The 12,139-nt window shown below is 75.1% G+C and carries 10 protein-coding genes and 1 riboswitch; of the genes, 6 read left to right on the top strand and 4 right to left on the bottom strand.

Features of this window, described 5'->3' with window-relative positions:
- Window positions 1-12: 12 nt before the first annotated feature.
- A complete protein-coding gene (locus ACPU2J_RS27875) occupies window positions 13-405 on the top strand; it encodes a hypothetical protein (protein WP_420079084.1) in 393 nt (130 codons plus the stop codon).
- A gap of 566 nt (window positions 406-971) precedes the next feature.
- Window positions 972-2,405, top strand: a complete 1,434-nt coding sequence (locus ACPU2J_RS27870) for an NAD(P)/FAD-dependent oxidoreductase (protein WP_423834255.1) — start codon at window positions 972-974, stop codon at window positions 2,403-2,405.
- 24 nt (window positions 2,406-2,429) lie between these two features.
- Here the strand turns inward: ACPU2J_RS27870 and ACPU2J_RS27865 are convergent, their stop codons facing one another.
- Window positions 2,430-3,275, bottom strand: a complete 846-nt coding sequence (locus ACPU2J_RS27865) for a bifunctional 5,10-methylenetetrahydrofolate dehydrogenase/5,10-methenyltetrahydrofolate cyclohydrolase (RefSeq protein ID WP_365071604.1) — start codon at window positions 3,273-3,275, stop codon at window positions 2,430-2,432.
- Between the two features lie 96 nt (window positions 3,276-3,371).
- Window positions 3,372-3,472: riboswitch (ZMP/ZTP riboswitch) on the bottom strand.
- 56 nt (window positions 3,473-3,528) lie between these two features.
- Here ACPU2J_RS27865 and ACPU2J_RS27860 point away from each other — a divergent pair.
- The gene (locus ACPU2J_RS27860) at window positions 3,529-4,302 is read left to right on the top strand and encodes a methyltransferase domain-containing protein (RefSeq protein WP_423834254.1); all 774 of its coding nucleotides are present in this window, start codon (window positions 3,529-3,531) and stop codon (window positions 4,300-4,302) included.
- A 210-nt stretch (window positions 4,303-4,512) separates the two neighbouring features.
- The gene (locus ACPU2J_RS27855) at window positions 4,513-6,108 is read left to right on the top strand and encodes an RNA polymerase sigma factor (protein ID WP_420079086.1); all 1,596 of its coding nucleotides are present in this window, start codon (window positions 4,513-4,515) and stop codon (window positions 6,106-6,108) included.
- A 177-nt stretch (window positions 6,109-6,285) separates the two neighbouring features.
- Here ACPU2J_RS27855 and ACPU2J_RS27850 read toward each other — a convergent pair whose 3' ends face one another.
- From ACPU2J_RS27850 to ACPU2J_RS27840, 3 genes are all read right to left on the bottom strand, one after another.
- A complete protein-coding gene (locus ACPU2J_RS27850; protein ID WP_423834253.1) occupies window positions 6,286-7,665 on the bottom strand; it encodes an amino acid permease in 1,380 nt (459 codons plus the stop codon).
- Window positions 7,666-7,740: 75 nt separating this feature from the next.
- Complete coding sequence (locus ACPU2J_RS27845) at window positions 7,741-9,924, bottom strand: phage holin family protein (protein ID WP_420079088.1); 2,184 nt, start codon at window positions 9,922-9,924, stop codon at window positions 7,741-7,743.
- Window positions 9,925-10,083: 159 nt separating this feature from the next.
- The gene (locus tag ACPU2J_RS27840) at window positions 10,084-10,488 is read right to left on the bottom strand and encodes a hypothetical protein (RefSeq protein ID WP_365487609.1); all 405 of its coding nucleotides are present in this window, start codon (window positions 10,486-10,488) and stop codon (window positions 10,084-10,086) included.
- 203 nt (window positions 10,489-10,691) lie between these two features.
- Between ACPU2J_RS27840 and ACPU2J_RS27835 the strand changes: the two genes are divergently transcribed.
- Both ACPU2J_RS27835 and ACPU2J_RS27830 read left to right on the top strand, forming a co-directional pair.
- Entirely contained in the window at window positions 10,692-11,462 is a 771-nt protein-coding gene (locus tag ACPU2J_RS27835) for an MBL fold metallo-hydrolase (protein WP_361607476.1), read from the top strand.
- A gap of 26 nt (window positions 11,463-11,488) precedes the next feature.
- Window positions 11,489-12,133, top strand: coding sequence for a DedA family protein (locus ACPU2J_RS27830; RefSeq protein ID WP_420082323.1), 645 nt, complete (start codon window positions 11,489-11,491; stop codon window positions 12,131-12,133).
- The last annotated feature ends 6 nt before the right edge of the window (window positions 12,134-12,139 follow it).

Genomic DNA, 12,139 nt, shown 5'->3' with positions numbered 1-12,139 from the left:
GGAGGTTCGCCGGTGCGAGCCGTCCCCCGCCCGGGGCTCGCCGCGGTCCGGCACCGGGCCGGGGCACTCGCGGAGCAACAGGGCCCGGCCCCCGCCGAAGTGCCCGCCCCCGAGCGGCCGGGCCGACTCTCCGGCGTCGCCCCCGAGCACTTACCGGGCGTGGTGCCCTCCGCCCGCGCGCACCGGTGCTTCCGGCCGCCGCGCGCCACCCGCGCCGCGGGCACCGGCCTGGTCGGGCCGGGGCACGCGGCGGACGTACAGCGCTTCCTCGCCGTGCACGCCGACCTCCTGCCGACGGACGGCACGAGCCGGACGGAGCACACCCGGCCCCCAGCCGCCGCTACCGGCTCGACGCCCTGCGGCCGGCATTCTGCGGAGCCGGCGGACGGGCGGGGCGCGGCATGAGCCGCACGCGAGCCCTGCGGGCACCCCGCGCCGCCGCCGCGCAGGCCCAGGCCCCGGCACCGGCCCCGGCCCCGGCCCCGGCCCCGGCCGCACGTTCCCTGGCTTCCGGAGCCGCACGTTCCCGGGCCCGCATGCCCGAACCTCACGTTTCCGGGCCCGCCTGGCCGAGCCGCAGGCTCCCGGGCCACGCCTTCCCAAGCCGCGGCTTCCCGGGTGGCACTCCCGAGCGGCAGGAACCCAGTCCCGCTTGTCCGAACCCCAGGCTCCCCGGCCACGCCCTCCCAAGCCGCGGCTTCCCGGGTCGCACGTTCCCGAGCCCCAGGCTCCCGGGCCACGCCTGTCCGAGCCCCAGGCTCCCCGGCCACGCCTTCCCGGGCCGCGGGTTCCCCGGCCGCGCGTACCGGGCACGGACCCGGGCCGCGCGATCCCCCGGGCTCGCGCGCTCGCCCGCGCGCCTTCGGTGCCGGGTGCCGTTCACCCCGTACGGCCCGCCGCCGGGCGCCGCACACGCCACCGCCCCCGCACGCCGCTGCCGTCGGCGCGGCCCCGACAGAGAGCCCGACACCATGACGCAGTCCTCCCCGGCCCCGCACGTCGTCGTCATCGGCGGCAGCATGGCCGGCCTGCTCGCGGCCGCCGTCCTCGCCGAGCACGCGACGGTCACGCTCATCGACGCGGACACGCTCCCGGTGGGCCCGGCCCCGCGCCGCGGGCTGCCGCAGGCGCGGCACGTCCACGTGCTGTGGTCGGGAGGGGCGCGGGCGATCGAGCGGATCCTCCCCGGCATCACCGAGGGCTGGACGGCCGCCGGTGCGCTGCGCCGCAGCCTGCCCGCCGACCTGGTCACCATGACCGCCCAGGGCTGGATCCCGCGCCGCCCGGAGATGCAGTTCAGCATCTCCTGCAGCCGGGACCTCCTGGACTCGGTGGTACGGGCCCGGGTGACGGCCCTGCCGGGTGTCCGCACCCTCCAGAACGGCCGGGTCGGCGGACTGCTGGGCAGCGCGGCCCGGGTCACCGGGGTCCTCGTCGACACACCGGAGGATCGGGGCCGCTCCGTCCCCGCCGACCTGGTGGTCGACGCGTCCGGGCGCGGCTCCCACGCCGTGCAGTGGCTCCGGGCCCTCGGGGTGACCGGCCTGCGCCGGGCCGAGGTCGACTCGGGGCTGGTCTACGCGACCCGGGTCTTCGAGGCGCCCGCCGGGGCGCACGCGGCGGGCTTCCCCATCGTCAACGTGCAGTCCGATCCGAGGGTGCCCGTGCCGGGGCGGACGGCCACCATCGTGCCCATCGAGAACGGGCAGTGGCAGGCGACCCTGTCGGGCACCCGCGGCGGCCGCCCCACGGGGGACCCCGACGCGTTCGTCCCGTTCGCCAGGAGCGTGCGCGACCCGATCGTCGGTGAGCTGCTGGAGGGCCGCAGGCCCCTCACGGACGTCGCCGTCACCCGGGGCAACGCCAACCGCCGGATCTTCTTCGAGAAGGCCGCCCTGCCCGACGGGTTCTTCGCCGTCGGCGACTCGGTCGCGACGTTCAACCCTCTGTACGGCCAGGGCATGACCGTCGCCGCGCAGGGACTGCTGGCGGTACGCGACCTGCTGCGGGACACCGGCGTCGCGGCTCCGGGCTTCGGGCGGGCCGCGCAGCGCGCGATCGCCCCGCGGGTGGCCACCGCCTGGGACCTGGCCACCTCGCAGGACATCCTCTACCCGGGGGCCACGGGCATGCGGCCGCGGACCGGGGCCGGGCTGCTCAACGCCTACGTCGGCCGGCTGATGACGGGAGCCACCACCCGCCGGGAACTCACCGACGCCTTCTTCCGGGTGATCACCATGAGCAGCGGGCCGGCGCACTGGCTGCGGCCGTCGGTGGTGTGGCACGTCCTGCGCGCCTCGGAGCGCGGCGCCCCGGCCGGGCCCCCGCTGACCCTCGCCGAGCGCGCGCTCGCCGGGCTGGCCCGGCGTCCCGGCCCGGCCGACCCCGTCGGCCGGGCCCGCTGAGCCCGTGACCCCTGCGGGGCCGCGTCAGAGCTCCGCGAGGTCCAGTCCGGCCTGGGCGGCGGCCGCCTGGACCGTCTGCTCCAGCAGCACGGCGATGGTCATCGGGCCGACACCGCCCGGGACGGGCGTGATCAGGGAGGCGCGGGCCGCGGCCGACTCGAAGTGGACGTCGCCCACGTTGCCCTCGTTGTAGCCGGCGTCCAGGACCACCGCGCCCGGCTTGATGTCCTCGCCGCGGATGAATTCGGCCTTGCCGACGGCGGCGACCAGGACGTCCGCCTGGCGCACGATCTCGGGGAGGTCCCGGGTGCGCGAGTGGCAGTAGGTGACGGTGGCGTTCTGCTCCAGCAGCAGCATCCCGGCCGGCTTGCCGAGGATGGCGCTGCGGCCGACGACCACGGCGTGCTTGCCGGTGAGGTCCACGTCGTACTCGGCGAGCAGGCGCATGATGCCGCCGGGGGTGCAGGAGACGAAGCCGGGCAGGCCGAAGCCCATGGCGGCGAAGGAGTGCATGGTGACCCCGTCGACGTCCTTGCCGGGGGCGATCGCCTCGAAGGCGGCCCGCTCGTCGATGTGGTGCGGGACCGGGTGCTGGAGCAGGATGCCGCTGATCTCCGGGTCCTCGGAGAGCGCCGTGATCGCGGCGACGAGCTCCTCGGTGGTGGTCGAGGCAGGCAGCTCCACGTGGCGGGAGGTGATGCCGGCCTTGGCGCAGCGGTTCTGCTTCATGCGCACGTAGGTGACGGAGGCCGGGTCCTCGCCGACCAGTACGGTCGCGAGGCAGGGGGCGGTGCCGGTGCGCTCGGTGATCTTCGCCGCGAGGGCGGCGGTGCGCTCCGAGACGCGGCGGGCGAGGGCGGTGCCGTCCATGAGGCGGGCGGTACCGGCGGCGGTGGCAGTGGCAGTGGCAGTGGCAGTCTGGGCGGTCGTCACGGGGTCTCCTGAACGTCGCTGCGGATCGCGGTTCGCGGTCGCCCAGGCGCGCGGCAGTCGACGTACGGGAGGTGCGTGTACGCCGGGCCGCTCCCCGGTGGTGATCCACCCGAACGCCAGTCACGGCCCGCCCCCACTGTAATCGACTTATCCGGTGGTCCACCGACGTCCCACCTGCGACGATCAATGCATGACGCGCACTTTCGACCATCTTGTCGCCGAAGCCGAGACCGTGTCCGTCGACGGCTGGGACTTCTCGTGGCTCGACGGCAGGGCGACCGAGCAGCGCCCCTCCTGGGGCTACCAGCGGCTGCTCGGCGAGCACCTGGCCCGGGTCCGTTCCGCCCTGGACATCCAGACCGGCGGCGGCGAGGTCCTCGCCGGCGCGGGGCCCCTCCCGGCCCTCACCGCGGCCACCGAGTCCTGGCCGCCGAACGTCCGGCGGGCGACGAAGCTGCTGCACCCGCTGGGCGCGGTGGTGGTCGCGGACTCCGACGAGCCCCCGCTGCCCTTCGGTGACGAGGCCTTCGAGCTGGTGACCAGCCGGCACCCGGTGACGATCTGGTGGGACGAGATCGCGCGCGTGCTCGCGCCGGGCGGGACGTACCTCTCGCAGCAGGTCGGCCCGGCGAGCGTCTTCGAGCTCGTCGAGTACTTCCTCGGGCCCCAGCCGGAGGAGGTGCGGCGCGGCCGGCACCCCGACGACGCGGTCGCCGACGCCACCGCGGCCGGCCTGGAGGTGGTGGACCTGCGCTCCGAGCGGCTGCGTACGGAGTTCCACGACATCGGCGCGGTGATCTACTTCCTGCGCAAGGTGATCTGGATGGTGCCCGGTTTCACGGTCGGGCAGTACCGGGACCGGCTGCGCGAACTGCACGAACAGATCGAAAGGGACGGCCCGTTCGTCGCCCACACCGCCCGTTTCCTCATCAAGGCCCGCAAAACGGACCACCGAGAGGGCTGATCGGGGCGGACGGATCCACGCCGGATCGGTTGCCCCGTCGTGGCGTGGCGCAGGTCACTCAATTCAGCGCGTAACGAATCGACTCGGGCACGCGATGAACCGACAGGTGTCCTCGCGCGGCCCGGAATACAGACCCCCCTCGGCTCTGTTTCCCGAGTTCGCGCGATGATGTCCCGCCCACCACTGTCTGTTCGCAACGAGAGGCTCCTTGTGTCGCTCAGCCCGTCCCGTACGTTCCCTCCGGAGATCGCCGAATCCGAGGCCCTGGTAGCGCTGGTCGAGCGCGGCCGCGAGCAGGGTCACATCAACGGTGACGACGTGCGCCAGGCCTTCGAGGCCGGCCGCATCCCGGTGGACCAGTGGAAGCGGGTCCTGCGCAGTCTGAACCAGGTCCTCGACGAGGAGGGTGTCGCCCTTCACGTCAGCGCGGCCCCCGCCACCAAGGCCGCCGCGAAGAAGCCCCGCAAGGCTGCCGCCGCTCCGGCCCGCACCGTGACCAAGAAGGCCACCGCCGCGCCGCGCCCCATCGGCGCGCGCAAGACCGCGGCCACGGCCGCGCCCGCCACCACCGCCGCCTCCGCGGCCGCGGCGATATCCGCTCCGTCGGCCGCCGCGGCGGGTGAGGCGCCGGCCGAGGCCGCCGCCGAGCCCAAGAAGCGCACGGTCAAGAAGACCGCCGCCAAGAAGACCGCGGTGAAGAAGACCGCCGCGGCGAAGAAGACCGGCGCCAAGGACTCCGACGAGGGCGAGAACCCGGCCGCCGAGGGTGAGGACTGGGCCGCCGAGGACCTCGTCGACGAGGTCGAGGAGGAGGCTCCCAAGGCCGGCACCCAGGGCTTCGTGCTGTCCGACGAGGACGAGGACGACGCCCCGGCGCAGACGGTCATGGTGGCCGGCGCCACCGCCGACCCGGTCAAGGACTACCTCAAGCTGATCGGCAAGGTGCCGCTCCTCAACGCCGAGCAGGAGGTGGAGCTCGCCAAGCGCATCGAGGCCGGTCTCTTCTCCGAGTACAAGCTCGAGGAGGAAGAGGACCACAAGCCCGCGTTCAAGCGCGAGCTGGAGATCCTCGTCGAGGACGGTCGCCGCGCGAAGAACCACCTGCTGGAGGCCAACCTCCGCCTCGTGGTCTCCCTCGCCAAGCGCTACACCGGCCGCGGCATGCTCTTCCTGGACCTGATCCAGGAGGGCAACGTCGGCCTGATCCGCGCGGTCGAGAAGTTCGACTACACCAAGGGCTTCAAGTTCTCCACGTACGCGACCTGGTGGATCCGGCAGGCGATCACGCGTGCCATGGCCGACCAGTCGCGCACCATCCGCATCCCCGTCCACATGGTCGAGATCATCAACAAGCTCGCCCGTGTGCAGCGCCAGATGCTCCAGGACCTCGGCCGGGAGCCCACTCCGGAGGAGCTGGGCAAGGAGCTCGACATGACCCCCGAGAAGGTCATCGAGGTCCAGAAGTACGGCCGCGAGCCGATCTCCCTGCACACCCCGCTGGGTGAGGAGGGCGACAGCGAGTTCGGTGACCTCATCGAGGACTCCGAGGCGGTCGTGCCCGCGGACGCGGTCTCCTTCACCTTCCTCCAGGAGCAGCTCCAGTCGATCCTGGGCACGCTCTCGGAGCGTGAGGCGGGCGTGGTGTCGATGCGCTACGGCCTCAACGACGGCCAGCCGAAGACCCTGGACGAGATCGGCCGCGTGTACGGGGTCACCCGTGAGCGCATCCGCCAGATCGAGTCCAAGACCATGTCGAAGCTGCGCCACCCGTCGCGCTCGCAGGTCCTGCGCGACTACCTGGACTGACCGGGCCCGTCGGAGCCCCCGTCCCGCCACCGGCGGGGCGGGGGCTTCCGCGTACCCGGGCGGCGGCCGGTCCGCACCGGGGGCGGCCGCCGCCCGGCCGGGGCCGTGGCGCACGCGCGAAGACCTCCGCCCGGCGGGGCGGAGGTCTTCGTGGGGCGGGCCCGCGCGGGCCGCGGGTCAGGCGGTGGGGGCCGGGCGGTGTCGGCGGGCGGCCATCACGGCGTAGACGGCGACTCCGGCGAAGAGGAAGAGTACGCCCTGGTAGACGGCCGCGTAGCCGGAGCCGGCCACCAGCCACATGGAGAAGCCGAAGGCCAGGCAGGCCAGGGCGCCGTCGCGGGCCAGCCGCCCTCGGTGCACGCGCTCGGCGCGGCCCGAGAGCAGGAAGTAGATCTGCGCGGCGGTGGAGAGCAGGTAGGGGACGGTCGCCGTGAAGACGGTGACCAGGACCAGGATCTCGAAGACGCCGCCGGAGCCCGCCGTGTAGTTGTAGACGGTCAGGGCGGAGGCCAGGGATGTGGTGACGACGACACCGACCACCGGGACGCCGCGCCGCTTCTTCTCGAAGGCGCGCGGGAAGAGCCCGTCCTTCGCGGCGGCGTACGGGGTCTGGGCGCTGAGCAGGGTCCAGCCGTTGAGCGCGCCGGCCATCGAGATCACGGCGGCGCAGGCGACGAGGGTGCCGCCCCAGGTGCCGCCGAACATGGCGTTCACGGCGTCCGTGAAGGGGGCCTCGGAGGCGACGAGCCGGTCGTGGGCGACGAGGCCGAACACGGAGAGGGTGCCCAGCAGGTAGACGACGGCCGCGCCGGTCGTGCCGAGGATGGTGGCCCGGCCGACGTTGCGGGCCGGGTCGCGGACCTCGCCGGCGCTGACCGCGGCCGATTCGACGCCGAGGTAGCTGAAGAGCAGGATCGCGGCGGAGGCGGACAGGGCGCCGGCCGCGCTCTGGTCGGTGGCCTGGAACGGGCCGAGGTTGTCGGGGTCGAAGAAGAACAGGCCGCCGACGGCGACCAGCACCAGCGGCGCGAACTTCAGCACCGTGGCCACGAGTTGCACCGCTCCCACGTAGCGGGTGCCCGCCAGGTTGGCGAGCGCGGGCAGCCACTGCATGGCCAGCGCGGCCAGGCACATGGACCACTTGTGCGCGCCGATCTCCGGAAAAAGGACCGTGAGGTAGCCGACGGACGCGACGGCCAGGGCCGCGTTCGACACCCAGGAGGTGATCCAGTAGCTCCAGGCGGCGAGGAAGCCGGCGAAGTCCCCGAAGGCGGCGCGGGCGTAGACGTACGGGCCGCCGGTCTGCGGGTGGCGGCGGGCGAGCCGGCCGAAGACGAGGGCGAGGGCGACGGCGCCGACGGTGAGCACGGCGAAGGCCACCAGGCTGATCGTGCCGAAGGGGGCCACGGAGGCCGGCAGGAGGAAGATTCCGCCGCCGATGATGTTGCCCATGACCAGGCAGGTCGCGATGGGCAGACCGAAGCGCCGGGTGTGCGGGTCGCGGTCCTGTCCTGGGGGTGCGGGGGCCTCTGTGGGCAGGGCTGCGGTGCTGGTCATCGGTGGTGCGCCTCGGAACGTCTCACATGGTGGGCAGGTCAACACATGGTTGACCACCGCGGAGGAGGCACCAAATCAACGGGTTTCGTCCCGCGCCGGGACCCTTCCGGAAGGAAACCTTCCGTTCTGGCCGGTTCCCGACGGGGGATCCTCCACCACGCCCTCCCGCCCGCCCTCCGCCTCGCCGTCCTCCGCCTCGCCGTCCTCCCCCACGCCCTCCTGCGCACCCTCCCCCGGCCGGAGCGGGACCTGGGGGCCGTGGGACTCGCGGAGCCAGCGCCGCAGCAGCCCGTGCACGGCCTCCGCGCCGACCGGCTCGGCCCCCGGGTCGGACAGCTCCGCCGGCCACATCAGGAACGGACGGCCCTGCTCGCCGCCCAGTCCGCCGTGCGAGCCGATCTGCTCCTCGAAGGCGTGCACCGTCCCGGTGTCCGGGTCGTACGCCGAGTTGACCATGATGTCGGCGACGTGCGGGAAGGAGTCGGTCCTACGGACGGCGTCGGCGGCGCCGGGGCCGAAGGCGGCCAGAAGCTCCTCCGCCTCGCCGGGCACGTCGAGGCGGGCCACCGCACCGCCCGGGCCGAGCACCTCCCCGTCCACCAGCAGGAACCCCACGCCGGGGTGGTTGGCCAGGGTGGCCAGCAGGGCGGGGTGACGCTGCTCGACACGGGCCCGCGTGGCCCGGCCGGGGATGTCCGGGAAGGAGATCAGGGCCAGGTTGCCCGAGGCCAGCACCACCGGATCGGGGCCCGCTCCGGGCCGGACCTCCTCCCCCTCCTCCTCCACGGGCCGGTGCAGAGCGGCGAGGACGGCCGCACGGGCCTCGGCGCCGCTGCGGGTGCGGCCGGCCCGGCGGGAGACGGGCAGCCCGCACCCCGCCCGCACCAGGTCCTTCAGCGTCAGCCCGTACCGGCCGAGGAAGGTCTCCCCCGGGCTCTGGCCGTGATCCGACAGCAGCACGATCCGGTAGGGGCGCGGGGCGTGCTCGGCGACGCGGGCCAGCAGCGCGAGGCTCCGGTCCAGGCGCTCCAGCACCTGGTCGGTGTCCCGGCCGTGCGGGCCCGAGTGGTGCGCGACCTCGTCGTAGGCGACGAGGTCGGCGTAGACGACGGCCCGCCCGGCCAGCATGTCGCCGATCACCGCCGCGACGACCACGTCCCGTTCGACGACCGTCGCGAAGGCCCGGATCAGCGGGTAGGGGGCGCCGCGCGAGACCCTCGGCCGGTCCCCGCGCAGCCGCGCGCGCACGGACTGGCGCACCTCGCGGACCACGTCGGCGACGAAGGACAGGGCCGTGCGGACGGCGTTGGCCGGATCGGAGAAGTAGGCGAAGTAGCCGGCGCGGGAGCGGTTCGCCCGGCCCCGGCGGGCCGAGACCGACAGCACGAGGGCCAGTTGGTCGGCGCCTCCGCTGAACAGGTTGCCCCGGCTCGCCCCGTCGAGGGTGAGCAGCCCGCCGTCCCCGGTGCGTGCGACGGCCCTCCGCTGCAGCTCGGCGGCGCTGGAGGGCCGGTTGCAGACCATCACCTCGCCGGTGTCCTTCTCGTACCAGCGGAAGGCCGGCACGTCGAAGGTGGATCCGTGCAGGATGCCCAGCTGGCTGGCGCCCGTCTGGCTCGACCAGTCGGTGCGCCACGGCATGACGCGGTGGCCCTGCTCCAGCCAGCCGGCGACGGTCGGCATCAGGGCGCTGTTGCAGGCACGGCGCAGCACCTCGTACCCGACCCCGTCGAGCTGGACGACGACCAGGCCGGGCACGGGCGGCCCCGCCCGGTCCGGGTCGCGGCCGCGGTCCCGCCTGCGGCGCCGGTCCGCCAGCCGGTAGAGCCGGCGGCGGTACGCCTCGTCGTCGCGCACGGCGAGCGCGGTGGAGGTCGCCGAGGCCACCGCCGACATCACCGCGGCGACGACCACCGCGGTCTCGGGTGCCGCCGCGCCGCCGCCGTCCGGGACGAGCCGGAGCGCGACCAGCAGCAGGGAGCCGTTGAGGAAGAAGACGAGCAGCCCGAGCACGAGGGCGGGCACCAGCAGCAGGGCCCGCACGAGCACGGGCCAGACCAGGGCGCTCAGCAGGCCGAAGGCGCCGGCGCCCCAGGCCGCGGTCAGCCCGATCCGGGTGACGCTCTCGCCGTCCCCGGACTGGAGGCGGAAGTCCGGCAGGATCCCGGCGAGGGCCAGCATCGTGAGGGTGGACACCGCCCAGACCAGGGTCACGCGCAGCAGGGCGCTGCCCGCGGCCCTCAACCGTCCCCGCCGCACCGCACCACCTCCCGCGAGCCCGTCCGCTTCCAGGCTCGCACAACCGGCCGGGCGCGGCCGGAAAAGGGCGGGTCCGGGCTCGGGGCGGGACGGGCCGGGGCTGCCGGCGGGCTCGCGGTACGGTTCACCGGGGCGGGCCCGCGGGACGGGTGGGCCGGGTCAGGTGCCGTCGTAGCCGGCGGTCGGCATGGACAGCCGCCGGTGCACCTCTGCCTTCATCGCCGGGGTGTAGCGCGGCTCGTCCTCCCCCGCGGTCTCCAGCCGTACGCCGCGCCGCTCGCACTCGGCGGCGAACTCCTCGACGCAGCTCAGCGCCCGGCCCAGCACCCGGTCGCTCGCGGCGACGAACAGGTCGACGCGCCCGGCGTCGACCTCGTACCAGAACCCGCAGTGGTCCGCCCGCATCCCGTAGACCAGGAGCTGCTGCGTCACGACGTAGCCCCGGTCGGCGGCCCAGCGCGCGCACACGGCCTGCTGGCCGCGGGTGTCCACGGCGAAGGGGTCGGCGTCCAGGTCCTCGAGCGGGGCCAGGCTGGCGATCGCGGCCACGCGCAACTCTTCCATGCCGCCGGACCCTACTCCGATCCGCCTCCGGAGAGGAGGGGCGGGGGCGCTGCGATTCGGGGCGGTGGGGGCGCCCCGGCCCGCGCCCCGGCCCGCGCCCGCCCCGCGCCCGGCGCCCGCGCGGTACGGGGCCCGGCATGATGGGGAGGGGGCAGGACACCCCCGGGAGGCGCGGGTGCGTGAGGGAGGGAGGGCCGAGGCCGGTGGAGATCACCTGGTGGGGCCATGCGACGTGCACCGTCGAGGATTCGGGGGTCCGGCTGCTGACGGATCCGCTGTTCGCCCGGCGCCTCGCCCACCTGCGGCGCCGGCGCGGCGCGCTCCCGCCGCCCGAGGCGGCGGTGGCCGACGTGGTGCTGGTGTCCCATCTGCACGCCGATCACCTGCACCTGCCGTCACTGGGCCGGCTCGCGCCCGGGACCCGGCTGCTGGTGCCGCACGGCGCACGCCGTGCGGTGCCCGGCCTGGCCCGGATCGCCGGGCTGCGCGGGCTGGCGGTGACGGAGGTGGCGCCGGGTGCGGAGGTCGCCGTACGGGACGGCGTACGGGTCCGTGCGGTGCGGGCCCGGCACGACGGGCGGCGGCTGCCGTTCGGGCCGCAGCTGGCACCGGCCCTGGGCTACGTGGTGGAGGGCGCGGCGCGGACGTACTTCGCCGGGGACACCGGGCTGTTCGACGCGATGGCCGAGGAGGTCGGCCCCGTGGACGTGGCCCTGCTGCCGGTGGGCGGCTGGGGGCCGTACCTGGGCCCGGGGCACCTCGACCCGGGACGCGCGGCGCGTGCGCTGGCCGCGCTGGCGCCGGCGGCGGCCGTGCCGGTGCACTACGGCACGTACTGGCCGCTGGGGATGGACGCGGTGCGACCGCACGAATTCCACTCCCCGGGAACGGAGTTCGAACGGCACGCGAGGCGGCTGGCGCCGAAGGTGGCCGTCCGGGTGCCCGCGCACGGGGAACGGGTGCGGCTGCCGTGACGCCGACCGGAAGCGCGGTGGCGGTCCTGGCGGCCGCCGCCGCAGCCGGGGCCGCCGGCCAGGTGCCGCCGGAGAGCACCCAGCAGGCCGTGGGCTACCCGCTGCTGTTCGTGCTGGTGGCGCTGGGGGCGCTGGTGCCGGTCATTCCCACCGGGGCGCTGGTGAGTTCGGCGGCGGTGGTCGCCTTCCACCACCAGGCGCCGCCGTTCGGCGTGCTGCTGGTCGTCGGGGTGTCGGCGCTGGCGGCGTTCACGGGGGACCTGGCCCTGTACTGGCTCGGGCAGCGCGGGGTGCGCTCGCGCAACGGCTCCCGGCGGCTGGAGGCGTTGCGGGCGCGGGCGGCACCCGAGCGGCTGGAACGGGCGCAGCGCGGCCTCGACGAACACGGGGTGCTCATCCTGGTGCTGTCGCGGCTGGTCCCCGCGGGCCGGATCCCGGTGATGCTGGCCTGCCTGCTCGCGCGGATGCCGTTGCGCCGGTTCGCCCGCGGGGACGCCGCGGCGTGCCTGGCCTGGGCCGCCGCGTACGGGCTCATCGGCATCCTGGGCGGCTCGCTCTTCCCGGAGCCGTGGAAGGGTGTGGCGCTCGCGGTCGGCCTGACCGTGCTGATCAGCTCGGCCCCGGCGCTGCTGCGCCGGCTGCGCGCCCGGCGCGGGCGGGCAGGCCGGTGAACGGCC

The organism is Streptomyces manipurensis, from assembly GCF_049570255.1.
GTDB lineage: Bacteria > Actinomycetota > Actinomycetes > Streptomycetales > Streptomycetaceae > Streptomyces > Streptomyces manipurensis.
The sequence above is the reverse complement of the archived record's forward strand: the minus strand, read 5'-3'. Positions and strand labels throughout refer to the sequence as shown.